The sequence below is a fragment of the Pseudomonas sp. NFIX28 genome (assembly GCF_900107395.1).
In the GTDB taxonomy this organism is placed as follows: domain Bacteria; phylum Pseudomonadota; class Gammaproteobacteria; order Pseudomonadales; family Pseudomonadaceae; genus Aquipseudomonas.
On the sequence record NZ_FNPW01000002.1, the window covers coordinates 574,996 to 598,520 of the forward strand.

Consider the following 23,525-nt stretch of genomic DNA (forward strand, 5'->3'; position numbering starts at 1 on the left):
TCCTACAGAAGATGCGCGGAGGCTGTGGCTTGAGCGTCACTGCGCCCACAGCGCCTTGCGCGAATCGTTCAGGCCCAGCAGGTAGCTGTCTCCGCCCAGCTGGCTCATCTGCCGCCGGATCCAGCCGGCACGCCGTGCCACATAGCTGCTCGGATGGCTGGCGCTCCACACCCGTGGATTGGGCAGGACCGCGGCCAGCAGACTGGCCTGTTGCCGCGACAGCGAGCCTGCGCCGACGCCGAAGTGATGCCGCGCCGCGGCCTCGGCGCCAAATACGCCGGCGTCCCATTCGACGCTGTTGAGGTAGACCTCGAGGATCCGTTGCTTGGGCCAGAAGAGCTCGATCAGCCCGGTGAACCAGGCTTCCAGGCCCTTGCGCAGCCAGCTGCGCCCGGACCACAGGAACAGGTTTTTCGCCACCTGTTGGCTCAGGGTGCTGGCGCCGCGAATCGAGCCGCCGCGCTCGTTATGGGCGAAAGCCGCCTGGATTGCGCCGATGTCGAAACCCCAGTGTTCGGGGAATTTCTGGTCTTCGCCGGCGATCACCGCCAACTTCAGGTCGTCGGAGATCTCGTCCCAGGGTTTCCAGCTGCGTTGCAGGTCGATGGGGTCGCCGTCGATCCAGGATTCAACCTTGCGTTCGACCATCAATGCCGTGCCCGGAGGCGGCACGACACGGAACACCAGTACCAGGAAAACGCTGCCGATGGCGAACCAGAGCAGGGCTTTGGAGAAACGACGGAAAAATAAACGCAGCATAGAGATGGCTTGGCCGAACCCGTTGAGCGGGCCATTATACAGGCCCGACCGACGATTCTGACTGGAGTTCCTCATGCTGCGTGGCTTTCTGATGCTGGCCGCCTTTTTCGGATTTACCGGCGTTGGCCTGGGCGCATTTGCCGCCCATGGCCTGAAGAATCGCCTGACCGCCGAGTACCTGGCGATTTTCCATACCGGCGTCACCTACCAGCTGGTGCACACCCTGGCGTTGCTGGGCGTGGCATTGCTCGCCACGCAGGTCTCCGATCGCCTGGTGGCCTGGGCCGGCGCTTCGTTCGCCATCGGCATCCTGCTGTTTTCCGGCAGCCTCTACCTGCTGACCCTGACCGGCATCGGCAAGCTGGGCATGATCACGCCCTTCGGTGGCCTGGCCTTCCTGGCGGGCTGGTTGTGCCTGGGGCTTGCCGCCTGGCGGCTGAGCTGACCGGCAGGTCCATTTCGAGACGAATGGCTTGGGTCGGCCAGACTGATCGGGCTAGAATGCTGACCCCTAAAAATGATGGCGGCATTCGGCATGCGCATTCAGTTGAACGGCGAATCCTTTGAACTGCCCGACGGCGAAACCGTTGCGGCCCTGCTGACCCGTCTGGACCTGACCGGACGCCGGATCGCGGTCGAACTCAACCTGGATATCGTCCCGCGCAGCCAGCATGCCGAGACCACCCTCAACGAGGGCGACCAGGTCGAAGTGGTGCACGCCATCGGCGGCGGCTAGCCAAACACCGTGAAAACTGCTGCGTGCCGGGCCGCACGCAAGAAAGACTGCATTAAAAGCAGACTCGGAATGCTCATTTACCGCCAGTAAAGTCGAGCACGACTCCAACCGTTCCTTGTCTTGCCTTGGCTCGCTACGTTTTCACGGCGCCTGGTCCAATACAGAATTCTGCAAGAACCTCACCCCAACAGAGGATTTCCGATGAGCAACGTTCGCAGCGACAAGCCTTTCGTCCTGGCCGGTCGTACTTACCAGTCGCGTTTGCTGGTAGGTACCGGCAAGTACCGTGACATGGAAGAAACCCGCCTGGCCATCGAAGCCTCGGGTGCCGAGATTGTCACCGTCGCCGTGCGCCGGACCAATATCGGGCAGAACCCGGGCGAGCCGAACCTCCTGGATATCCTGCCACCGGATCGCTACACCATCCTGCCGAACACCGCCGGCTGCTACGACGCGGTCGAAGCCGTGCGCACCTGCCGCCTGGCCCGTGAGCTGCTCGACGGCCACAACCTGGTGAAGCTGGAAGTGCTGGCCGACCAGAAAACCCTGTTCCCCAACGTGCTGGAAACCCTCAAGGCCGCCGAAGTGCTGGTCAAGGAAGGTTTCGACGTAATGGTGTACACCAGCGATGACCCGATCATCGCCCGCCAGCTGGCGGAAATGGGCTGCATCGCGGTCATGCCGCTGGCCGGCCTGATCGGTACTGGCCTGGGGATCTGCAACCCGTACAACCTGCAGATCATCCTCGAAGAAGCCAAGGTCCCGGTGCTGGTGGATGCCGGTGTCGGCACTGCCTCCGACGCCACCATCGCCATGGAGCTGGGCTGCGAAGCGGTGCTGATGAACTCGGCCATCGCCCATGCGCAACAACCGGTGCTGATGGCTGAAGCCATGAAGCACGCCATTGTGGCAGGCCGCCTGGCGTACCTCGCCGGCCGCATGCCGAAGAAACTCTATGCCAGCGCTTCCTCGCCGCTGGATGGTCTGATCAAGTAAGAGCCATTGATGACTGAATCAAACGACATGCCAATCCAGCCGGAAGCAGGCGAAGAGCGCCAACACCGCCGCATCAAGAGTTTCGTGATGCGCGCCGGGCGCATGACCGAAGGCCAGCAACGCGGCCTGGAGCAGGGCGCACCGCTGTACGTGCTGCCGCTGGCCGATGCGCCGGTGGATTTCGACCAGGTGTTTGGCCGCTCGGCGCCACGTTCCCTGGAAATCGGCTTCGGCATGGGCCACTCGCTGCTGGAAATGGCCGCGGCCGCGCCGGAGCAGGATTTCATCGGTGTGGAAGTGCACCGTCCGGGTGTTGGCGCGCTGCTCAACGGCGTGCTGACCCAGGGCCTGACCAATCTGCGGGTCTACGATTGCGATGCGATCGAAGTGCTCAACCGCTGCATCGCCGATAACAGCCTGGATCGCCTGATGCTGTTTTTCCCCGATCCATGGCACAAGAGTCGTCACCACAAGCGGCGTATCGTCCAGGCGTCCTTCGCCGAGCTGGTGCGCAGCAAGCTGAAGGTCGGCGGCATCCTGCATATGGCCACCGACTGGGAACCGTACGCCGAGTACATGTTGGAAGTGATGAATGTCGCGCCGGGTTACCGCAACCTGGCCGAAGATGGCAAGTGCGTACCGCGCCCGGCCGAGCGTCCGATCACCAAGTTCGAACGCCGTGGCGAGCGCCTGGGCCATGGGGTGTGGGATCTGAAGTTCGAAAAGCTGGCCTGAGGCCTGCTGTGTAGGAGCATCCGCTCGATGCTCGATTGCTCGCGATCAGCTGCCAGGCTGAAAGATAGCGGCGCTGCAAAGTCCGCTATCGCGAGCAAGCTTCGCTCCTACAGGGGCGAGAGGAAATCGACGGGAACGTGATCGGTCAGCCAGACCCCGTTCTCTGCTTGATAGAACGTGTAGCCCTGCGCCTGCATGTCCTGTGCGGCGATCTTGAGTATCACTACCTTCCCGTAACGCTGCCCCACCGCCTCGGCGGTCGCCAGGTCCTGTGACAGGTGCACGTGGTGGCGGGCGCCTGGGATCAGGCCTTGCTGGTTGATCGAGTCCATGAAACGGGTGGCGGTGCCGTGGTAAAGCACGGCCGGTGGCTGCTGTTCAGCCAGTTGCAGGTTCACGGTCTTGCTGGAGTGGCCTTGCACGGCGCGGATGCGCTGGCCGTCCTCGGAGAGGGCGAAGCGCTTCTTGTCGTTGCTGGCGACCACCTCGGCGATCAGTTCGGGTGTCAGCTGGCGTCCTTCCCTGGCTGCGCCGCCGATCAAGGCCTCGACTTCGGCCCAGCCTTCGCTGTCCAGCAGCAGGCCAATCGCCTGCGGCTCATGACGCAGCACGTAGCTGAGGAACTTGCTGACTTCTTCGGCGGCTTTCCTGCTCATATTCATCCTTGTGCATAAGTCATGTAGCCGCTGCCGCAGGCTGCGATCGGTTGCGAAGCGACCGCCAAGCCTGTCGATGCGATACGTCAGGTGTAACGCAGTGTCTGGGTTTATGGCTGCTGCGCAGCCAATCGCAGCCTGCGGCAGCGGCTACAGGTCAGCGACGGTCGGCGACCACGCCGATCAACACCAGCACCACCAGCAGCACCGGCGCCAGGCTGTAGTTGTTGAACTGGCTCAGGCCGCGGACGATCCATGGCGTGGCGTAGATCAGCGCCGCGCCGCTGCCGATCATGCACAGCAGCGCCATCATCGGGACGCGCAGGGCGCCGGCGAGGCCACCCAGGCGCGCTTCGACCCAGCCCTTGATGTCGGCGCCGAACAGCACCAGCAGGCAGCCGACAAGGGCCAGGGAGATTTCTGAAAGGTTGCTGCGACTCCAGCGGGACACGGTAGCGAGCAGGTCGAGTATCAAATCCATTCGTTTTCCCTTAGGGCGAAATCAGCACAGAAATTTCTGCAGCAAGTCATTGAGGAACAGCTGGCCGCGCGGGGTGGCCGCCAGGCGTGACGGTTCGACCTGCAACAGGCCGCTTTGTTCGGCGTCGCGACGGCCTTCGGCGAGGCTTTCCAGGGGCAGCCCGGTGCGTTCCGGATACAGCCGGGCCTCGACGCCTTCGGTCAGGCGCAGGGCGTTCATCAGGAATTCGAACGGCAGTTCGTCGTTGCCCAGGGACTTTTCGCCGGCCTTGAAGTTTTTCGCCGGGTTGAGGTAGTCCTTGGGCAGGCGGGTCTTCCAGGTGCGCACGATGCGCCCGTCCGGGTGGCTGAGCTTGCCGTGGGCGCCGGCGCCGATGCCGATGAAGTCGCCAAAGCTCCAGTAATTCAAATTGTGCCGGGCCGCCCGGCCGGGCTGGGCATAGGCCGAGACTTCGTACTGGGCGTAGCCGTGCTCGGCCAAAAGCGCCTGGCCGGCTTCCTGGATGTCCCACAGGGTGTCGTCTTCCGGCAGCGTCGGCGGCTGGTTCCAGAACACCGTATTGGGTTCCAGGGTCAGCTGGTACCAGGACAGGTGCGTCGGCTTCATGGCGATGGCCTGGCGCAGGTCGCCCAGGGCGTCTTCCAGGGACTGGTCGGGCAAGCCGTGCATCAGGTCCAGGTTGAAGTTGTCGAACCCGGCCTGGCGCGCCATACCGGCGGCGCGTACCGCTTCGTCGCCGTTATGGATGCGGCCCAGGGCCTTGAGCTTGTCTTCCTGGAAGCTCTGGATGCCAATCGACAGGCGGTTGATACCCAGGGCGCGATAGGCGGTGAACTTCTCCTGCTCGAAGGTCCCGGGGTTGGCTTCGAGGGTGATCTCGATGTCGTCGGCGAACCGGATGCGTTGTTCCACGCCTTCGAGCAGCCGGCCCAGGGCCTGGGCGCTGAACAGGCTCGGCGTGCCGCCGCCGAAGAAGATCGAACTCAGCTCGCGGCCGTAGACGGCGGGCAGGTCCTGGTCGAGGTCGGCCAGCAGGGCGTCGACATATTCCTCTTCCGGCAGCACCGGGCTGGCGGCGTGGGAGTTGAAGTCGCAGTAAGGGCATTTGCGCACACACCACGGGATGTGGATGTACAGCGCCAGGGGCGGCAGTTGGGGCAGGGCCGCCCGGGGCGTTTGCACACCGCCGTGGATCAGCGGTGGCGCGGACGAATCGATGGTCATTGCAGACCCAGGCGTTGCCGCAGAATGGCCATGGCGCGGGCGCGATGGCTGAGCTGGTTCTTTTGGACCGGGTCCAGTTCGGCGCTGGAGCAGTTGCGCTCCGGTACCCAGAACAATGGGTCGTAGCCGAAGCCGTGCTCGCCGCTGGCCGCGGTGAGGATGCGCCCGTGCCACAGGCCTTCGCAGAGGATCGGCAGTGGATCCTCGGCGTGTCGCACCAGTGCCAGCACGCAGACGAACTGCGCGCCGCGCTCGGCTTCGGGAACGTCCTTCAGGGCGTCCAGCAGCTTGGCGTTGTTCGCCGCGTCGCCCTGGCCGTCGGCATAGCGCGCCGAGTAGATGCCCGGCGCGCCGCCGAGGAAGTCCACCGCCAGGCCCGAATCGTCCGCCAATGCCGGCAGGCCGGAAATGCGCGAGGCGTTGCGGGCCTTGAGGATGGCGTTCTCGACGAACGACAGGCCGGTTTCTTCCGGTTCGACGCTGCTGAACTCGCCGATCGAGCGCAGGTGCACCGAGTCGCCGAGCATGGCCTGCAATTCCTTGAGTTTGCCGGCGTTATGGCTGGCCAGTACGAGTTGGGTAAAAGTCATCATTCGCCGGGGAAAAGCTCTTGGTTGAAGTTGATGGTGTTGATTGCGTCACCGGTCTGCACCTTGATTTGAAAGGTGCGGGTTTCCTGCTGTTCCACCGGGTACTGGGCGATGTAGTAGATCGCGCCCTGTTCGGTGACTTGCTTGAATTTCAGCGGTATCGATTGGCTGGTCAGGTCCTTGACGGTCCCGGAGACCTGGGCGACCTGCGGCTTGCCAGCCTTGAGCACCGAAACGTTGATCACCCCCTGATTCTTGCTGCGCACCAGCTCCGCGGCCTTGGCGATATCCGGTTGCAGGAAGGTGGAGTTGAAAGTGTTGTAGTGCACGGTCACGTCACCGAACACTTCCTGGCGCTCGCCCTTGATGGTGTCGGCGGCCACCGCCGACGCGCTCAGGCACGCTGCCAATAAAAAAGTAACCAAGCGACCCATGATCGTTCTCCTTGCTTTGAACCTGGTTTATACCGCGATCTGGTGATCCTGCAGGCCGGGGCTGCTGACGCGGTAGATGCCGATCTCACCTAACAGATTAGGCCATAGCTTACTGGCCCACCCGTGCCGGTGCTGTTGATCCACCGCAAGGCGATCGATGACCTTGGCCTCACGTTCGCGGCAAAGCTCTTCGAAGTCCTCGAAGGTGCAGAAGTGGATGTTCGGCGTGTTGTACCAGGTGTACGGCAGGAATTCCGAGACCGGCATCCGTCCCTTGCTGGCCAGGTACCAGCGGCAGCGCCAGTGGCCGAAGTTGGGGAAAGTGATGATGCACTGGCGGCCGACCCGCAGCATTTCGTCGAGGATCCGGTCCGGGTAATGCACGGCCTGCAGGGCCTGGGTCATGACCACGATATCGAAGCTGTTGCTGGCGAAGTTGCCCAGGCCCTTGTCCAGGTCCTGCTCGATGACGTTGATGCCCTTGGCCACGCACTCGGCGATGTTGTCCGGATCGTTTTCCAGGCCATAGCCGGTGACTTGCTTGTGATCGCGCAGCCAGCTCAGCAGTTCGCCATTGCCGCAACCGAGGTCGAGCACGCGGCTGCCGGCGGGGATCCATTCTTGGATGATTTCCAGATCGGCTCTCATGGCGTCCTCACAGCGTTATACGGTTCATGTAGTTGCCGAACGCCTGCAGGTAACGCGGGATCGGAATCAGAAAGGCGTCGTGGCCCTGTGGGGCATCGATTTCCAGGTAGCTGACGTCCTTGCGCGCGGCCATCAGCGCATCCACCAGCTCCCGCGAGCGGGCCGGGGAGAAACGCCAGTCGGTGGTAAACGACATCACGCAGAACTTGGCCTTGGCGCCTTCGAAGGTTTTAGCCAGGTTATTGTCGAAGTTCGCCGCCGGATCGAAGTAATCCAGCGCCTTGGTCATCAGCAGGTAGGTGTTGGCATCGAAGCGCCCGGAGAACTCTTCGCCCTGGTAGCGCAGGTAGCTTTCGACCTGGAACTCGACGCTGTGGAAGTCGTAGTTGAGCTTCTCGCTCTTCAGGCCGCGGCCGAATTTCTCGCCCATGGAGTCGTCGGACAGGTAGGTGATGTGCCCGACCATCCGCGCCAGCATCAGCCCGCGCTTGGGGATCACGCCCTGTTCCTGGAACGAGCCGCCGTGGAATTCGGGGTCGGTGAGGATCGCCTGGCGCGCCACTTCGTTGAAGGCGATGTTCTGTGCCGAGAGCTTGGGGGCCGAGGCGATGGCCAGGCAATGACGCACCCGGTCCGGGTAGGTGATGGTCCATTGCAGGGCCTGCATGCCGCCCAGGCTGCCACCGATCACGGCGGCCCATTGGCGGATGCCGATGCGGTCGGCCAGGCGCGCCTGGCTGTGCACCCAGTCTTCCACGGTCAGCACCGGGAAGTCGGCGCCGAACGGCTTGCCGGTGTCCGGGTTGGTGCTGCTCGGGCCGGTGGAGCCGTTGCAGCCGCCCAGGTTGTTCAGGCTGACGACAAAGAACTTGTTGGTGTCGATCGGTTTGCCCGGGCCAATGCAGCTGTCCCACCAGCCCGGCTTGCGGTCGTCGGGGCTGTGGTAGCCCGCGGCGTGATGGTGGCCGGACAGCGCGTGGCAGATCAGCACGGCGTTGCTCGCCGTGGCGTTCAGCTGGCCGTAGGTCTCAAAGATCAGATCATAGGCTGGCAGGGAGCGACCGCAGGCCAGGGCCAGGGGCTCGCTGAAATGCGCCACTTGCGGCGTCACCAGACCAACGGAATCGGCGGGAAAGGCAGTTGGCATCGACCCTGCTCTCGTTTAAATGAGGCGTAAGTCTAAAGACCGCTGCCCCCAGCGGCAAGCAAAGGCCGGGGCTGATTTCAGGCGGTTGCAGCGCAGTCAGGCAATCGCGGGCAAGCCTCGCTCCTACAGGTCCACGCGGTCGTGTAGGAGCGAGGCTTGCCCGCGATGAACGGTGACGAAGTCAGCTGGCCGGCCACTTCAATTCCGGCAGGTCCGGGAGTTTTTTCGGGGCGTTGATCCGCACCCGTTTCTGCCGGTTCAGCTCGCCGCTGATCAGGCTGACCTGGCTCTTGGATACGCCGAACGCCTTGGCCAGGAACGCCATCAAATAAGCGTTGGCCTTGCCCTCCACCGGCGGCGCGGTGAGGCGGATCTTCAGGCGCTCGCCATGCAGCCCGGCGAAATCATCGCTACGGGCCGCAGGTTGCAGGTGGCACTCCAGGATCAGGTCGTCGCCGTCCCAGCGAAAGTAGCTCATCGCAGAGGCCGGGTCAGATCAGCAGACGCAGGATTTCCGGCATCATGGTCATCGCCGCGAGGTTGTTGATCACCAGCATGTCGATCAGCTTGAGCACCATGAACGCCAGGATCGGCGAGATATCCAGGCCGCCCATGCTCGGCAGGATGCGGCGGAACGGCGCCAGGGCCGGCTCGCAGATCTGGTTGACCAACTCGGCGCCCGGGTTATGGCTGCCCGGGGCGACCCACGACAGGATCACGCTGATGATCAGGGCGAAGAAGAAAATCTTCATGAACAGCGCGGTCACGCCAATGATCGACCAGATCAGCAATTGCACCGGGTTGCCGATGGTGCCGTAGGTCAGCAGCAGGGTCAGGGCCATCAGCAGCAGCTGCACGACGATCGCCAGGATCAGCGACGACATGTCCAGGCCGAACAGGCTCGGGATGACCCGGCGCATCGGCTTGAGCAGCGGCTGGGTGGCGCGCACGGCGAACTGGCACAGCGGGTTGTAGAAGTCGGCGCGTACCAGTTGCAGCACAAAGCGCAGCAGCACGATCAGCAGGTACAGGCTGCCCAGGGTTTGCAGCACGTACACCGCCGCAGTGTTCAATCCAATCATCATTGGCTCCTTATTGGCCCAGTTGTTCGGCCATCTCGGCCGAGCGGTGCGCGGCGGCACCCAATGCTTTTTCCACCAGGGCTTCGAAGCCGCTGGCCTGGAACGATTTGATCGCGGCTTCGGTGGTGCCGGCCGGCGAGGTCACGCGACGGCGCAGTTCGGCTGCGTCCACATCGCTGGAAACGGCCATGTGGGCGGCGCCCAGCGCGGTTTGCAGGGTCAGTTGCCGCGCGGTTTCCCGTGGCAGGCCGAGTTTCTCGCCGGCGGCGGTCATGGCTTCGATCAGCAGGAAGAAATACGCCGGGCCGCTGCCGGATACGGCGGTGACCGCGTCCAGCTGCTGTTCCTGTTCCAGCCACAGGACGATGCCCACGGCGGACAGCAGTTCTTCGGCCTGCTGGCGTTGCTCGGCGCTTACCGCAGCGGTGGCGAACAGGCCGCTGGCGCCCTGGCGCAGCAGGGCCGGGGTGTTGGGCATGCAGCGCACGATCGGCTGCTCGCCGAGCCACTTGTTCATGCTGGCGCAGGTGATGCCTGCGGCGATGGACACCACCAGCTGATGCGGTTTCAGGCTGGGGCGCAGGGCTTCGCACACGGCCTTCATGGCCTGCGGCTTGACCGCCAGCACCACCACGTCGGCGCCGTCGATGGCCTCGGCGTTATCGGCGAACAGCTCAATGCCGTGCTCGGCCTGGACCTTGGCGCGGGTTTCGGCGCCCGGGTCGCTGGCGCGGATCCGGCTGGCTTCCAGGCCCTTGGCGCGCAGGCCGCCGATCAAGCTGGCAGCCATGTTGCCGGCGCCGATAAAGGCGATACGAGTCTTGCTCATGACAGGTCCTTATTCAGAGGTGAGGCCGCCACGGTCATGGCTGGCCATAATCGCGTGCGCCAAATAAAGCGGTACCGATACGTACCCAGGTGGCGCCTTGGGCGATGGCCGCTTCGAGGTCGTGGCTCATGCCCATGGAAAGTGTGTCGGTTGGCAGGTCCAGGCGATCGCGCAGGTTTTCGTTCAGGCGGCGCACGGCCGCGAAGGCGGCGTCCTGGGCGGCTCGATCGTCGGTCGGTTCGGGAATCGCCATCAGCCCGCGCAGCTTCAGGCGCGGCAAGGCACTGATGGCGCTGGCCAGGGCGGGCAGGTCGGCCGGCGTGCAGCCGGATTTGCTGGCTTCGCCACTGACATTGACCTGAATGCAGATATTCAACGGCGGCAAGTCGGCCGGGCGTTGTTCGGAGAGGCGTTGAGCGATTTTCAAGCGATCCACGGAATGCACCCAGGCGAAGTTCTCGGCGATAGCTCGCGTCTTGTTCGACTGAATGGGGCCGATGAAGTGCCAACTCAAGGGCAAGTCGCCGAGTTCTGCCTGCTTGCCCAGGGCTTCTTGCAGGTAGTTCTCGCCGAAGTCGCGCAAGCCGGCGGCATAGGCTTCGCGCAGCGCCGCGGCAGGCTTGGTCTTGCTCACGGCCAGCAGATGGATGCTGCTTTCGTCACGTTGCGAGGCCTGCGCCGCGGCACGGATCCGTGCGCTAACCAGGGCGATGTTGTCTGCTATCGTGGACATTCGATGTACGCCAGCGGCTCTTGGGTTCGCGGCATTCTACTGGAATTGGGGAACGCTATGGATATCACTGAGTTGCTGGCCTTCAGCGTCAAACAGGGCGCTTCGGACCTGCACCTCTCGGCCGGTTTGCCGCCGATGATTCGCATCGACGGCGATATTCGCCGCATCAACCTGCCGGTGCTGGAGGCCCAGCAGGTGCACGAGTTGATCCTGGCCAGCATGAACGATGCGCAGCGGGCCGAGTTCAAGGCCGCGCTGGAGATCGACTTTTCCTTCGCGGTGCCGGGCCTGGCGCGCTTCCGGGTCAATGCCTTCAACCATCAGCGCGGCGGCGGTGCGGTCTTTCGCAGCATCGCGGCCAGGGTGCCGAGCCTGGACGAGCTGGGCATGGGCGAGGTGTTTCGGCGGATCAGCGAAGTGCCTCGCGGCCTGGTGCTGGTGACCGGGCCGACGGGGTCGGGCAAGTCGACCACCCTGGCGGCGATGATCGATCACCTGAACCAGCACCGGCACCAGCACATCCTCACCATCGAGGACCCCATCGAGTTCATCCACGAATCGAAGAAGTGCCTGATCAACCAGCGCGAAGTGCATCGCGACACCCGCAGCTTCTCCACGGCGCTGCGTTCGGCGTTGCGCGAAGATCCGGACGTGATCCTGGTAGGGGAGATGCGCGACCTGGAGACCATCCGCCTGGCGCTGACGGCCGCGGAGACCGGGCACCTGGTGTTCGGCACCCTGCACACCACGTCGGCGGCGAAAACCGTGGACCGGGTGGTGGACGTGTTCCCGGCCGAGGAGAAGGCGATGGTTCGCTCCATGCTCTCGGAATCGCTGCAGGCGGTGATTTCCCAGGCATTGGTGAAGCGTATCGGCGGTGGCCGGGTAGCGGCTCATGAAATCATGCTGGGCAGCGCGGCAATCCGTAACCTGATCCGCGAGGACAAGGTGGCGCAGATGTACTCGGCGATCCAGACCGGCGGGGCGCAGGGAATGCAGACCCTGGACATGAGCCTGAAGGCGCTGGTGGACGCGGGGCTGGTCAGCCGCGAGCACGCCCGGGAGAAGGCACGGGCACCGGACAGCATCTAAGGGCGGGAAAAAGTATCGGGGCGGTAAATGCAATCGCGAGCCACCGAGCAGGTGGCTCGAGGGCTCGCGATCAGGCGGGGCGGATCAGCGCTGGACGATGCGCAGGGTGTTCGGCTCTTTTGGCAGGACCCGCTTGGCCACGACGTAGTTCTTGTCCCAGTAGGGCTTTTTCAGGGTATCGATGGTCACCGACTTGCCGCGGCGCGGCGCGTGGATGAAGCGATCGTTGCCCAGGTAGATGGCGACGTGGTTGACCCGACGGCTCTTGAGGTTGAAGAACAGCAGGTCGCCAGGCTTGAGGTCCTTGCGCTCGACTTTCTGCCCATGGCCGCGGGCCATGGCGTTCGAAGTGCGCGGCAGGTCGACGGCGGCGACGTCATTGAACGCATATTTCACCAGGCCGCTGCAGTCGAAACCTTTACTTGGGCTGCTGCCGCCCCAACGGTAAGGCGTACCGAGGACGTTGACGGCACGGCTGAGCACGGCGCTGCTCTGCTTGGCCGCCATCTGCGGCACCGGCTTGCTGCTGACGCTGCTCAGGTGAGTCGGGCGTTTGACCGACTGCTTGTTCTTGGTGCTGGTTTTGCCGGCTTGGGTTTTGCTGATCTGGGTAACGTGGGCTTTTGGAGTGAAGCCGTTCACGTTGGGAAGACGTTGCTCACGATTGGTGGCGTGGGCGGCCAGTGGCATTAATAGGCAAATGGTTAGCCATGTCTTGAAAAATGGACGCATTAGGCAGGGCTCATATGGGTTAGCGCGCAACTTTATAACAGCTTTTTTGTCACTTCTCAGGCCGTTGGTCGATTCAACCTGGCGGTCAATTTCGTTGAAGAGGCGGCAAATTGACGCAATTCTCCGACAGAAGTCAGGCGGTGCAAGGGTTTCACGGCAGCGACCTTAACATTTGCCACACGTCGGCTGCCTGTAAAAAAGTCACAAAGAATTAAAGAAAATTTATCTATCGCGTGGAACGAGGTACTCAATGAACACCTATCGTCCGGACGGTTCGACCCACGACACCCACAGCAAGGTGATCGGCTATCTGCTGTGGATTTTCGGTTTTACCGGTTCCCACCGCTTCTATTACGGCAGGCCGATTACCGGGACTATCTGGTTTTTCACCCTCGGCTTGCTGGGCATCGGCTGGCTGATCGACCTGTTCCTGATCCCGGCCATGGACCGCGAGGCGGACCTGCGTTTTACCCCGGGCCCCATCGAGTACAGCGTCGCCTGGATCCTGCTGACCTTTCTCGGGATCTTTGGCGTGCACCGCATGTATCAGGGCAAGTGGATCAGCGGCCTGCTGTACCTGCTGACCGGCGGGGTGTTCTTTCTGGGGGTGTTGTATGACTTCTGGACGCTGAACGACCAGGTGTCGTTGCGTAACGCGCAGCGGCGTTAAGTACCGAGAGCGTCATCGCGGGCAAGCCTCGCTCCTACAGAACCGTAGGAGCGAGGCTTGCCCGCGATAACAGGCGCCGCAGGCCTCAGCCCTGGTGGCTGATCCGCCCGTCCATCAGGGTGTAACGCACCACGCCCGGCAGGCTATGGCCGAGGAACGGGCAGTTCTCGCCTTTGGACAACCAGTGCTCGCCAGCCACGGTGGACGTGCTCGGGTCGAACAGCACCAGGTCCGCCGGTGCGCCCACCGCCAGCTTGCCGGCTGGCAGGCGCAGGGCGTCGGCCGGGCCGCTGCTCAGGCGTGCCAGCAGGGTCGGCAGGTCGAGCAGGCCGTCTTCCACCAGGGTCATGGCCAGCGGCAGCAGCAGCTCGACGCTGCTGATGCCCGGTTCGGTGGCCCCGAAAGGCGCCAGCTTGGCATCGCGCTCATGGGGCTGGTGATGGCTGGAAATAGCCTGGATCACTCCGGATTTCACTGCCTCACGCAGGCCTTCGCGGTCGGCGCGCGAGCGCAGCGGCGGTTGCACGTGATAGAGGCTGGAGAAGTCGATCAGCGCGTCGTCGGTGAGGATCAGCTGGTACAGCGCCACGTCGGCGGTCACCGGCAGGCCACGGGCCTGGGCCTGGGCAATCAGGGCGGCGCCGCGGGCGCTGGTCAGTTGGCTGAAGTGGGCGCGCACGCCGCTTTGCTCCACCAGCAGCAGGTCGCGGGCCAGGGCCACGGTTTCCGCGGTTTCCGGAATGCCCGGCAGGCCGAGGAAGCTGGCGGTGGCGCCTTCGTGGGCCAGGCCGCCTTCGGCCAGGTCGCGGTCCTGGGAGTGGAAAATCACCGTCAGGTCGAAGGTTGCCGCATATTCCAGCGCCCGGCACAGGGTGCGGGTGCTGCGAAAACCGTCCAGGCCGTTGCCGAAGGCCACGCAACCAGCGTCGCGCAGGGCGATCAGCTCGGCCAGCTGTTCGCCGTCCAGGCCTTTGCTCAGGGCGCCGATCGGGAACACCTTGGTATTGCCGGCCTCGCGGGCGCGATCGAGGATCAGCTCGGCCACCGCCGAGGTGTCCAGCACCGGCTTGGTGCGCGGTGGGCAGCACAGGCTGGTGACGCCACCGGCCGCGGCGGCGCGGGTTTCGCTGGCGATGGTGCCTTTGCGGCTGTAGCCCGGCTCGCGCAGGGAAACGTTCAGGTCCACCAGCCCGGGCGCGGCCACCAGGCCTTTGGCGTCGATGCTTTCAATCGCGCTGAAACCTTCGGGCGCGGCGCCGATGGCGACGATCTTGCCGGCTTCCAGATGAATATCGCTGACTTGATCCAGGCCGCTGCTTGGATCGATGACACGGGCGCCGAGAATGCTGAGCTTCACTGGGCGTTCTCCTGCTCGAATTGTCGCTGGGCGGTTTGCCCGCTCATGGCCATGGACAGTACGGCCATGCGTACCGCGATGCCGTAGGTCACCTGGTTGAGGATCACCGAATGCGGGCCGTCGGCCACTGCCGATTCGATCTCCACGCCGCGGTTGATCGGCCCCGGGTGCATGACGATGGCATCCGGCTTGGCGCCGGCCAGGCGCGCGGTGGTCAGGCCGAACAGGCGGTAGAACTCGCCCTCGCTCGGCAACAGGCCGCCCTGCATGCGCTCACGTTGCAGGCGCAGCATGATCACCACGTCGACGTCTTTCAGGCCTTCGGCCATGTCGGTGTAGACCTTGACCCCGTATTGCTCGATGCCGATCGGCAGCAGGGTCTTGGGCGCGATCACGCGGATGTCCGGGCAGCCGAGGGTTTTCAGGGCCAGCATGTTCGAGCGCGCGACCCGCGAGTGCAGGATGTCGCCGACGATGGCCACCGAGAGGTTTTCGAAGCCGCCCTTGTGCCGACGGATGGTGAGCATGTCGAGCATGCCCTGGGTCGGGTGGGCGTGGCGGCCGTCGCCGCCGTTGATGATCGCTACCTGCGGGCACACATGCTCGGCGATGAAATGCGCAGCGCCGGAGTCGCCGTGGCGCACGACGAACATGTCGGCGGCCATGGCCTCGAGGTTGCGCAGGGTATCGAGCAGGGTTTCACCCTTGCTGGCCGAGGAGGTGGACACGTTGAGCGTGATCACGTCCGCCGACAGGCGCTGGGCCGCCAGTTCGAAGGTGGTGCGGGTCCGGGTGGAGTTCTCGAAGAACACGTTGCACACGGTCTTGCCGCGCAGCAAAGGGACTTTCTTCACCGCCCGGGCGCCGACTTCGAGGAAGGAGTCGGCGGTATCGAGGATTTCCGTCAGCAGCTCGCGACGCAGACCGTCGAGCGAGAGGAAGTGGCGCAGCTGGCCCTGATCGTTGAGCTGCAGCGGGCGCTTGGCGTCTAGAGGCGTCATCGCAATGGACTCTGTGAGAGGGGCAAATTAAAGGGCGAGGTCTTGAAGCTCGAGTTGAAGCGGCGCAGGACCGGACAATTTTACCCGTTCGTGGGCGGCCAGCGACAGGGTCGCGCCGACCACGTTCGGGCGAATCGGCAGCTCGGCGGCGTCCAGGTCGAGCAGGCAAACCAGGGTCACGCTGGCCGGGCGGCCGTAGTCGAACAACTCGTTGAGGGCGGCGCGGACGGTGCGGCCGCTCATCAGCACGTCGTCGATCAGGATCAGGTGCTGGCCTTCGATCTCGAACGGCAGCTCGGAAGGGCGCACTTGCGGGTGCAAGCCGTTCTGGCTGAAATCGTCGCGGTAGAAGGACACATCCAGGGTGCCCAGCGGCGCGTCGCTGCCCAGTTCGGCGAGCAGGGCCTGGGCTACCCAGACGCCGCCGGTACGAATGCCGATGTAGCGGGGCTCGCTGATGGCGCGTTGTTCCAGGTGGGCGCTGAGGCGCGTGGCCATCTGGCTGATCAGTTCGGCGGGATTGGGCAGGCTCATGATTGCTCCTTCGTGGGCCCGCGCCTGGTTGCGTGCAGCAAGGCGCAGGGTCTTACGGCTGGTGTTGTGGCCAGGAGGCGCGTGGCCGGGGGTGACCGCGCATCTTCAGGATTCGGCGTTTCAGTTGTTCAACAGCGCTGCGTTTTCGTCGAGCCAGCCTTGCAGCAGCAGGGCGGCGGCGATGGCGTCGACCGGGTTGTCGCGATAACTGCCTTTCTGGCCGCCGCGGGTCAGGCGTTCGCCCTTGGCTTCGAAAGTGGTCAGGCGTTCGTCGTGGGTATAGAACGGCACATTGAAGCGGCCGTTCAGGCGCCGGGCGAACTTCTCGGCGCGCACGCACATCTCGCTCGGGGTGCCGTCCATGTTCAGCGGCAGGCCGACCACCACCGCGTCGGGTTTCCATTCCTTGATCAGGGCTTCGACCTGATTCCAGTCCGGCACGCCATTTTGCGCTTTCAGGGTGCAGAGTTCACGGGCCTGGCCGGTAACGGCCTGGCCGACTGCCACGCCGATCTGTTTGGTGCCGTAGTCGAAACCGAGGATCAGTCGCAGGGCCATCAGGCGTGGCCCGCCTGGCTGGTCAGCAGGGCGAGGTTGATGCCCAGGTGCTTGGCCGCCGCTTCCAGGCGCAGTTCGCTGCTGGTGTTGAACAAAATGTCGGCGTCGAACGGGCAGGTCAGCCAGGCGTTGTCCGCCAGTTCGGCTTCCAGTTGCCCTGCCTCCCAGCCGGCATAACCGAGGGCGATCAGGCTTCTGGCCGGGCCGACGCCATCGGCGATGGCGAACAGCACGTCCTGGGACGTCGATAGCGACAGGCCATCAAGCTCGACCGTGGCCTGGAAAGTCGGGCCGCTGGGGTGCAGCACGAAACCGCGATCGGTCTGCACCGGGCCGCCGGTAAAGATCGGCACATGCTGGCAGAGCGCTGGCGGTTCGATCTCGGGGCGCAATTGTTCGAGGATGTCGGCGAGGTTCAGGTCCTGCGGACGGTTGACCACCAACCCCATGGCGCCATTGGCATTGTGCTCGACGATGTAGGTCAAGGTGTGCGCAAAGTTCGGGTCGGCCATGTGCGGCATGGCGATCAGGAAGTGATGCTTGAGGTAGCTGGGGCTGACGTTTTTCATGAGCGCTAGTGTGGCGGTGGAGGGGCAAACTGACAAGCTGGGGATGCTCTCATTCCCCATGAATCCTGTAGCCGCTGTCGAGCCTGCGAGGCTGCGTACGACTGCGCAGCAGGCGCAAATCTGCCCGTACGTTTTGCCTGGCACACCGCATGGACATTTTTTGCGGCCGCTACGCGCCCGTACGCAGCCTCGCAGGCTCGGCAGCGGCTACAAGAGGTAGGGGATCAGTTGCTGGACAGGCGGTCGCCGCGGGCGAATTTCCAGGTGCGGATGATTTCCAGGCGGTCGATGTCCGACAAATCACCGGTAAACGGCGCGAACGGCGCCGCCAGGCGCACGATGCGCTGCGCCGCCTGGTCCAGCAGCGGTTGGCCGGAGGATTCCAGCACCAGCACTTCGTACAGCGAGCCGTCGCGGTTGATCGACACCATCAGCCGCAGGTTGCCGTAGATCTGCTTGCGCCGGGCTTCTTCCGGGTAATTGAGGTTGCCGATGCGCTCGACTTTCTTGCGCCACTCATCCTTGTACCAGGCGCCCTTGTCGCGCATGGTCGAGGCCGCGCTCAGGCGGTGGATGCGCGGGCGCTTGGCGTACAGCTGCTGCTCCTGGGCCAGCTCGGCCTCCAGGCTGGCGATGTCGCTGGACAGCTGCTCGCTGTCGAACGTCGGTACGGGAACCTTGGGCTTGGTCTCGGTCTTGACCTCTTCACGCTTGGTGACGGTCTTTTTCGGCTTCGGCGCGGTGGTGGCGACCGCGGCCTTGGGCGCGGCTTCCTTGACTTCGGTCTTGGCCGGAGGCGGCGGGGTGACCTTGTTCACCTTGTTTTCCTGGAACGGCGCCACCTCGGTGGTCTTCGGGATCGCCTTCTTGTCCAGGGTGCCGCTGCCTTGCTGGTTTTCCTGGGCGAGGAAATCGGCCTTCTTCGGCTTGGTCTCGCTCTTGAAGGTGGCCAGGGTGATTTCCAGGGTCTTGCTGATCTGCTTGGGTTCGGCGAAGGAGAAACTCAGGCCGAGAATCAGCGCGATATGCAGCAGGGCGGCCAGGAACAGGGTAAACCCCAGGCGATCGGCCGGGCGCACGCCGCTGGGGGCCAGCTCGGGGGGCAGATCGGAAGGGAAAGCCATTAGCGGTTCAACATCACAAAAAGCATCACAAAACCAACATCGCGCGTTTCACAGGCGGCGCATGATAACGCAATGTTGGTTTGTGCTTGGCGGTTCTGGATCAACGAGCCTTGAGCTTCTGATCGATGGCATCCATCAGCATTGCGCCGATATTGGTGCCGAACGCGTTGTCGATCTCGCGGATGCAGGTCGGGCTGGTGACGTTGATTTCGGTCAGGTGCTCGCCGATCACGTCCAGGCCCACGAACAGCAGGCCTTTTTCACGCAGGGTCGGGCCGACTTGCGCGGCGATCCAGCGGTCTTTCTCGGTCAGCGGACGGGCTTCGCCACGGCCGCCGGCGGCGAGGTTGCCGCGGGTTTCGCCGAGGGCGGGAATCCGCGCCAGGCAGTAATCCACCGGCTCGCCGTCGATCATCAGGATGCGCTTGTCGCCATCGACGATGGCCGGCAGGTAGCCCTGGATCATGATCTGCTGCTTGCCGTGATGGGTCAGGGTTTCCAGGATCACCGAGAGGTTCGGATGGCCAGCGGTGTGGCGGAAGATCGACGAACCGCCCATGCCGTCCAGCGGCTTGAGGATCACGTCGCCGTGATGGTCGGCGAATTCGCGCAGCACGTCCGGGCGACGGCTGACGATGGTCGGCGGCGTGCACTGCGGGAACAGCGTGGCGAACAGCTTTTCATTGCAGTCGCGCAGGCTCTGCGGCTTGTTGACCACCAGCACGCCGTCGCGCTCGGCCTGCTCGAGCAGGTAGGTGGAGTAGACGAACTCCATGTCGAACGGCGGGTCCTTGCGCATCAGGATCACGTCCAGCTCGCTCAGGGCGCTGTCGGTCTCGGCTTCCAGTTCGAACCACTTCTGCGGGTTGGCGAACACCTTCAGCGGGCGCATCCGCGCCCGCGCCTCGCCACCGCTCGCCTGGTACAGATCCTGCTGTTCCATATAGAACAGGGTCCAGCCGCGCTCCTGGGCGGCCAGCAGCATGGCCAGCGAGCTGTCCTTCTTATAGGAGATGCTGGCGATAGGGTCCATGACAATCCCGACGCGAACGCTCATGGGCGGTTTCCTCGAAAATAAGTGGGCGCAATGGCTTGAAAAAGTGGCGTCAGAGTGGCGCCCGGGCGGTTCCCGGTCAAGGAAAAACCACCGTGCCGGCCGGCCGATAGATTGCATGGGGAGAGTATGCTAAAAAGGCTCGCATGCCGTGCTCAGGCCTTGAACATCAAGGGCTTGAGGCATCGGCCACCAGTACGGGCAGAAAATCGATTCGCTGTGGCGATGGTAGAGCAGATATGGAACAGCAACCCAGCGCCCTCAAGGTGATGGTGATCGATGATTCGAAGACGATCCGTCGCACCGCCGAAACGCTGCTCAAGAATGTGGGCTGTGAAGTCATTACCGCAGTCGACGGTTTCGAGGCCCTGGCCAAGATCGCCGATAACCACCCAGGCATTATCTTCGTCGACATCATGATGCCGCGGCTCGATGGCTATCAGACCTGTGCACTGATCAAGAACAACAGCGCGTTCAAGTCCACGCCGGTGATTATGCTGTCCTCCAAGGACGGCCTGTTCGACAAGGCCAAGGGTCGCATCGTCGGCTCTGACCAGTTTTTGACCAAGCCTTTCAGCAAGGAAGAGCTGCTGAGCGCGATCAAGGCCCACGTGCCGGGGTTCGCCGCAGTAGAACAAGCACATTGAGGTTCGGCCAGCGGGCCGCACGCCTATTCGTATGGGGAAGACCATGGCTCGTATTCTGATCGTCGATGACTCGCCGACTGAAATGTACAAACTGACCGGCATGCTGGAAAAGCACGGCCATCAAGTCCTGAAGGCCGAAAACGGCGCCGACGGCGTGGCCCTGGCGCGCCAGGAAAAGCCCGACGCGGTCTTGATGGACATCGTCATGCCCGGCCTCAACGGCTTCCAGGCCACCCGTCAGTTGACCAAGGACGCGGAAACCAGCCATATCCCGGTGATCATCATCACCACCAAGGATCAGGAAACCGACAAGGTCTGGGGCACCCGCCAGGGCGCCAAGGATTACCTGACCAAGCCGGTCGACGAAGACATCCTGATCAAGACCCTGAACAGCGTCCTGGCCGGCTGACCGCCCGCGCCATGGCCGAGTCGCAAACCGCCTTCGAACTGCTGCTCGAGATCGACCAGCGTTGCCGCCTGCTGGCGGCCGACCTGCCTTCCCAGGAAACCCGCCAGCATGGCTGGAGCGGTATCGGCTTTCGCATCGGCGAGCATTGGTATGTGGCGCCGATGGGCGAAGTCAGCGAAGTCCTGCACGAGCCCCGTTACACCCTGCTGCCCGGGGTCAAGCCCTGGGTCAAGGGCCTGGCCAACCTGCGCGGGCGGTTGCTGCCGATCATGGACCTGTGTGGGTTCTTCGGCCATGAGCTGTCGGCCCTGCGCAAGCAGCGGCGGGTGCTGGTGGTCGAGCATAAGGAAGTGTTCGCCGGCTTGATGGTGGACGAAGTGGCCGGCATGCAGCATTTCCAGCAAAGCAGCCTGGAAATGACCGCCAGCAGTGACGAACAGGGCGCCATCGCGCCATACCTGCGCGGATATTTCCCCTGCGAGCCGGTCTGGTGGGTATTCAGCCCCTTTGCCCTGGCGCAGTCGCCGGGGTTTCTCGACGTGGCGTTGTAGAAGCAGGGGGGCGCCTAGCCCTTGCCCGCGAAACGGATGACGCGGTTTTGCAGGCTCACCGCATGATGCTGCTCATTGCAGGCGACAGAACAACCGGAATTCAGGTGTGCAGATGCTAAAAGCCAACCCAGGCAAGCCAATGGAAGGATCGCGCAGCCGCTCGCAGATCATCGTGCTGTTCATCGCCCTGATCGTGTTCATCATGCTGCTGTTCGCCAACTTCGCTTACCTCAACACTCAGGCCACCTACGACAAGCAGTACATCGGCCACGCCGGCGAGCTGCGGGTGCTGTCCCAGCGCATCGCCAAGAACGCCACCGAAGCCGCGGCGGGCAAGGCCGCGGCGTTCAAGCTGCTGGGCGAGGCGCGCAACGATTTTGCCCAGCGTTGGGGCTACCTGAAAAAGGGCGACCCGGCCACCGGGCTGCCCGCCGCGCCCGTGGCGGTGCGCCAGGAAATGCACGCGGTCCAGAAGGATTGGGACAAGCTGCTGCAGAACGCCGACGCGATCCTCGCCAGCGAGCAGACGGTGCTGTCGCTGCACCAGGTGGCCGCGACCCTGGCCGAAACCGTGCCGCAGTTGCAGGTCGAGTATGAAAAGGTCGTGGAAATCCTCCTGCAGCGCGGCGCCCCGGCCGCCCAGGTGGCCATGGCGCAGCGCCAGTCGTTGCTCGCCGAACGCATTCTGGGCGCGGTGAATACCGTGCTGGCCGGCGACGAGAACGCGGTCCAGGCCGCCGATGCCTTTGGCCGTGACGCGGCGCGCTTCGGCCAGGTGCTCGGCGGTATGCTCCAGGGCAACCCGAGCCTGAAGATCAGCCAGGTCGAGGACCGCGATGCGCGGGCGCGCCTGACCGAGATCAGCGAGCTGTTCCAGTTCGTCTCGGGCTCGGTGGACGAAATTCTCGAAACCTCCCCCGAGCTGTTCCAGGTCCGCGAATCGGCAAGCAATATCTTCAGCCTGTCGCAGACCCTGCTCGACGAGGCCTCGCACCTGGCCATCGGCTTCGAGAACCTGGCCGGCGGCCGTTCGCTGGACACTATCGGCGGCTACGTCCTGGGCCTGGCGGCGCTGGCCTCGATCATCCTCATTGGCCTGGTGATGGTCCGTGAAACCAATCGTCAGCTGCATGAGACCGCCGAGAAGAACGAGCGCAACCAGAACGCGATCATGCGGTTGCTGGACGAAATCGAGGACCTGGCCGACGGCGACCTCACCGTGACCGCCTCGGTGACCGAGGATTTCACCGGCACCATCGCCGACTCGATCAACTATTCCGTCGACCAGCTGCGCGACCTGGTGGCGACCATCAACCTCACCGCCGGCCAGGTCGCCGGCGCGGTGCAGGAAACCCAGGCCACCGCCATGCAACTGGCCGAAGCCTCGGAGCATCAGGCCCAGCAGATTTCCGAGGCTTCCACCGCGATCAACGAAATGGCCCAGTCGATCGACCAGGTGTCGGCCAACGCCGCCGAGTCCTCGGCGGTGGCCGAGCGTTCGGTGGAGATCGCCAACAAGGGCAACGAGGTGGTGCACAACACCATCCACGGCATGGACAACATCCGCGAGCAGATCCAGGACACCGCCAAGCGCATCAAGCGCCTGGGCGAGTCGTCCCAGGAAATTGGCGACATTGTCAGCTTGATCGATGACATTGCCGACCAGACCAACATCCTCGCGCTCAATGCGGCGATCCAGGCCTCCATGGCCGGCGACGCCGGGCGCGGTTTCGCGGTGGTGGCCGATGAGGTGCAGCGCCTGGCGGAGCGTTCTTCGGCGGCGACCCGGCAAATCGAGACCCTGGTGCGGGCGATCCAGACCGACACCAACGAGGCGGTGATCTCCATGGAGCAGACCACCTCGGAAGTGGTGCGCGGCGCCCGGCTGGCGCAGGATGCCGGGGTGGCCCTGGAAGAAATCGAAGGCGTCTCCAAGACCCTGGCGGCGCTGATCCAGAGCATCTCCAACGCCGCCCAGCAGCAGACTTCGTCGGCCGGACAGATATCCTTGACCATGAACGTGATCCAGCAGATTACTTCACAGACTTCGTCCGGCTCGACCGCGACGGCCGAGAGCATCGGCAACCTGGCGAAAATGGCCAGCCAGCTGCGGCGCTCGGTGTCCGGTTTCACCTTGCCGGCCAATCGCGAGCAGACGCCGCGCGAAAACCGCTGAG

At 63.8% G+C, this 23,525-nt stretch carries 30 protein-coding genes; 10 read left to right on the plus strand and 20 right to left on the minus strand.

Annotated features, from left to right (window positions below; genetic code table 11):
* Nucleotides 1–36: 36 nt before the first annotated feature.
* Nucleotides 37–759 carry a monofunctional biosynthetic peptidoglycan transglycosylase gene (gene mtgA, locus BLV20_RS06110; protein ID WP_092298357.1) on the minus strand — a complete coding sequence of 241 codons (723 nt, stop codon included), beginning with the start codon at nt 757–759 and terminating at the stop codon, nt 37–39.
* A 73-nt stretch (nt 760–832) separates the two neighbouring features.
* Here mtgA and BLV20_RS06115 point away from each other — a divergent pair, with 73 nt between their 5' ends.
* The 4 genes from BLV20_RS06115 (at nt 833) to trmB (ending at nt 3,226) form a co-directional block, all read left to right on the plus strand.
* On the plus strand, nt 833–1,204 hold the full coding sequence (locus BLV20_RS06115) for a DUF423 domain-containing protein (RefSeq protein WP_092298360.1): 372 nt from the start codon (nt 833–835) through the stop codon (nt 1,202–1,204).
* Between the two features lie 90 nt (nt 1,205–1,294).
* Nucleotides 1,295–1,495: a sulfur carrier protein ThiS gene (gene thiS, locus BLV20_RS06120; RefSeq protein ID WP_007921206.1), complete on the plus strand. Its 201-nt coding sequence runs from the start codon at nt 1,295–1,297 to the stop codon at nt 1,493–1,495.
* A 201-nt stretch (nt 1,496–1,696) separates the two neighbouring features.
* Nucleotides 1,697–2,491: a thiazole synthase gene (locus BLV20_RS06125; protein ID WP_007921204.1), complete on the plus strand. Its 795-nt coding sequence runs from the start codon at nt 1,697–1,699 to the stop codon at nt 2,489–2,491.
* A gap of 9 nt (nt 2,492–2,500) precedes the next feature.
* Nucleotides 2,501–3,226, plus strand: a complete 726-nt coding sequence (gene trmB / locus BLV20_RS06130; protein ID WP_092298364.1) for a tRNA (guanosine(46)-N7)-methyltransferase TrmB — start codon at nt 2,501–2,503, stop codon at nt 3,224–3,226.
* A 107-nt stretch (nt 3,227–3,333) separates the two neighbouring features.
* Here the strand turns inward: trmB and BLV20_RS06135 are convergent, their stop codons facing one another.
* The 11 genes from BLV20_RS06135 to BLV20_RS06185 all read right to left on the minus strand — a co-directional run bounded on the left by BLV20_RS06135 (nt 3,334) and on the right by BLV20_RS06185 (nt 11,050).
* Nucleotides 3,334–3,882, minus strand: coding sequence for an RNA 2'-phosphotransferase (locus tag BLV20_RS06135; RefSeq protein WP_092298367.1), 549 nt, complete (start codon nt 3,880–3,882; stop codon nt 3,334–3,336).
* Between the two features lie 157 nt (nt 3,883–4,039).
* On the minus strand, nt 4,040–4,363 hold the full coding sequence (locus BLV20_RS06140) for a DUF3392 domain-containing protein (protein WP_007921199.1): 324 nt from the start codon (nt 4,361–4,363) through the stop codon (nt 4,040–4,042).
* A 21-nt stretch (nt 4,364–4,384) separates the two neighbouring features.
* Nucleotides 4,385–5,587, minus strand: coding sequence for a radical SAM family heme chaperone HemW (hemW, locus tag BLV20_RS06145; protein WP_092298370.1), 1,203 nt, complete (start codon nt 5,585–5,587; stop codon nt 4,385–4,387).
* Entirely contained in the window at nt 5,584–6,180 is a 597-nt protein-coding gene (gene rdgB / locus BLV20_RS06150) for an RdgB/HAM1 family non-canonical purine NTP pyrophosphatase (RefSeq protein ID WP_092298373.1), read from the minus strand. Before rdgB ends, hemW begins: the two co-directional genes overlap by 4 nt.
* Nucleotides 6,177–6,611 (minus strand): DUF4426 domain-containing protein, encoded by a 435-nt coding sequence (locus tag BLV20_RS06155; protein ID WP_092298376.1) that lies wholly within the window; start codon nt 6,609–6,611, stop codon nt 6,177–6,179. The genes rdgB and BLV20_RS06155 overlap by 4 nt, the downstream gene beginning before the upstream one ends.
* 27 nt (nt 6,612–6,638) lie before the next feature.
* On the minus strand, nt 6,639–7,259 hold the full coding sequence (metW, locus tag BLV20_RS06160) for a methionine biosynthesis protein MetW (RefSeq protein ID WP_007921185.1): 621 nt from the start codon (nt 7,257–7,259) through the stop codon (nt 6,639–6,641).
* Between the two features lie 7 nt (nt 7,260–7,266).
* The gene (locus tag BLV20_RS06165; protein WP_092298379.1) at nt 7,267–8,406 is read right to left on the minus strand and encodes a homoserine O-succinyltransferase MetX; all 1,140 of its coding nucleotides are present in this window, start codon (nt 8,404–8,406) and stop codon (nt 7,267–7,269) included.
* Between the two features lie 181 nt (nt 8,407–8,587).
* Nucleotides 8,588–8,884 (minus strand): DUF167 domain-containing protein, encoded by a 297-nt coding sequence (locus BLV20_RS06170; RefSeq protein WP_092298382.1) that lies wholly within the window; start codon nt 8,882–8,884, stop codon nt 8,588–8,590.
* A 13-nt stretch (nt 8,885–8,897) separates the two neighbouring features.
* Nucleotides 8,898–9,488, minus strand: coding sequence for a YggT family protein (locus tag BLV20_RS06175; protein WP_092298385.1), 591 nt, complete (start codon nt 9,486–9,488; stop codon nt 8,898–8,900).
* A gap of 10 nt (nt 9,489–9,498) precedes the next feature.
* Nucleotides 9,499–10,317 carry a pyrroline-5-carboxylate reductase gene (gene proC / locus BLV20_RS06180; protein WP_092298388.1) on the minus strand — a complete coding sequence of 273 codons (819 nt, stop codon included), beginning with the start codon at nt 10,315–10,317 and terminating at the stop codon, nt 9,499–9,501.
* A 34-nt stretch (nt 10,318–10,351) separates the two neighbouring features.
* Nucleotides 10,352–11,050, minus strand: coding sequence for a YggS family pyridoxal phosphate-dependent enzyme (locus BLV20_RS06185; RefSeq protein WP_092298391.1), 699 nt, complete (start codon nt 11,048–11,050; stop codon nt 10,352–10,354).
* Nucleotides 11,051–11,107: 57 nt separating this feature from the next.
* Between BLV20_RS06185 and BLV20_RS06190 the strand changes: the two genes are divergently transcribed.
* Entirely contained in the window at nt 11,108–12,142 is a 1,035-nt protein-coding gene (locus BLV20_RS06190; RefSeq protein WP_092298394.1) for a type IV pilus twitching motility protein PilT, read from the plus strand.
* An 84-nt stretch (nt 12,143–12,226) separates the two neighbouring features.
* Here the strand turns inward: BLV20_RS06190 and BLV20_RS06195 are convergent, their stop codons facing one another.
* A complete protein-coding gene (locus tag BLV20_RS06195) occupies nt 12,227–12,874 on the minus strand; it encodes a C40 family peptidase (RefSeq protein WP_092298397.1) in 648 nt (215 codons plus the stop codon).
* A gap of 250 nt (nt 12,875–13,124) precedes the next feature.
* Here BLV20_RS06195 and BLV20_RS06200 point away from each other — a divergent pair, with 250 nt between their 5' ends.
* Nucleotides 13,125–13,544: an NINE protein gene (locus tag BLV20_RS06200; RefSeq protein WP_092298400.1), complete on the plus strand. Its 420-nt coding sequence runs from the start codon at nt 13,125–13,127 to the stop codon at nt 13,542–13,544.
* A gap of 85 nt (nt 13,545–13,629) precedes the next feature.
* On the opposite strand, the gene BLV20_RS06205 is transcribed toward BLV20_RS06200, so the two are convergent.
* The 7 genes from BLV20_RS06205 to gshB form a co-directional block, all read right to left on the minus strand.
* Nucleotides 13,630–14,901, minus strand: coding sequence for a dihydroorotase (locus BLV20_RS06205; protein ID WP_092298403.1), 1,272 nt, complete (start codon nt 14,899–14,901; stop codon nt 13,630–13,632).
* Nucleotides 14,898–15,902, minus strand: coding sequence for an aspartate carbamoyltransferase catalytic subunit (locus tag BLV20_RS06210; RefSeq protein WP_007929978.1), 1,005 nt, complete (start codon nt 15,900–15,902; stop codon nt 14,898–14,900). The genes BLV20_RS06205 and BLV20_RS06210 overlap by 4 nt, the downstream gene beginning before the upstream one ends.
* A 27-nt stretch (nt 15,903–15,929) precedes the next feature.
* A complete protein-coding gene (gene pyrR / locus BLV20_RS06215) occupies nt 15,930–16,436 on the minus strand; it encodes a bifunctional pyr operon transcriptional regulator/uracil phosphoribosyltransferase PyrR (protein WP_092298406.1) in 507 nt (168 codons plus the stop codon).
* A gap of 120 nt (nt 16,437–16,556) precedes the next feature.
* A complete protein-coding gene (gene ruvX, locus BLV20_RS06220; protein ID WP_092298409.1) occupies nt 16,557–16,994 on the minus strand; it encodes a Holliday junction resolvase RuvX in 438 nt (145 codons plus the stop codon).
* Nucleotides 16,994–17,563, minus strand: coding sequence for a YqgE/AlgH family protein (locus tag BLV20_RS06225; protein ID WP_092298412.1), 570 nt, complete (start codon nt 17,561–17,563; stop codon nt 16,994–16,996). Before BLV20_RS06225 ends, ruvX begins: the two co-directional genes overlap by 1 nt.
* Nucleotides 17,564–17,787: 224 nt before the next feature.
* Complete coding sequence (locus BLV20_RS06235; RefSeq protein ID WP_092298418.1) at nt 17,788–18,687, minus strand: energy transducer TonB; 900 nt, start codon at nt 18,685–18,687, stop codon at nt 17,788–17,790.
* A gap of 100 nt (nt 18,688–18,787) precedes the next feature.
* Nucleotides 18,788–19,744 carry a glutathione synthase gene (gshB, locus tag BLV20_RS06240; RefSeq protein WP_092298421.1) on the minus strand — a complete coding sequence of 319 codons (957 nt, stop codon included), beginning with the start codon at nt 19,742–19,744 and terminating at the stop codon, nt 18,788–18,790.
* A gap of 236 nt (nt 19,745–19,980) precedes the next feature.
* On the opposite strand from gshB, the gene pilG reads away from it, so the two are divergent.
* From pilG to BLV20_RS06260, 4 genes are all read left to right on the plus strand, one after another.
* The gene (gene pilG / locus BLV20_RS06245; RefSeq protein ID WP_092298424.1) at nt 19,981–20,388 is read left to right on the plus strand and encodes a twitching motility response regulator PilG; all 408 of its coding nucleotides are present in this window, start codon (nt 19,981–19,983) and stop codon (nt 20,386–20,388) included.
* Nucleotides 20,389–20,431: 43 nt separating this feature from the next.
* On the plus strand, nt 20,432–20,797 hold the full coding sequence (pilH, locus tag BLV20_RS06250; protein WP_092298512.1) for a twitching motility response regulator PilH: 366 nt from the start codon (nt 20,432–20,434) through the stop codon (nt 20,795–20,797).
* Nucleotides 20,798–20,808: 11 nt separating this feature from the next.
* The gene (locus tag BLV20_RS06255; RefSeq protein ID WP_092298427.1) at nt 20,809–21,348 is read left to right on the plus strand and encodes a chemotaxis protein CheW; all 540 of its coding nucleotides are present in this window, start codon (nt 20,809–20,811) and stop codon (nt 21,346–21,348) included.
* 112 nt (nt 21,349–21,460) lie between these two features.
* A complete protein-coding gene (locus BLV20_RS06260) occupies nt 21,461–23,524 on the plus strand; it encodes a methyl-accepting chemotaxis protein (protein ID WP_092298516.1) in 2,064 nt (687 codons plus the stop codon).
* Nucleotide 23,525: the final 1 nt, after the last annotated feature.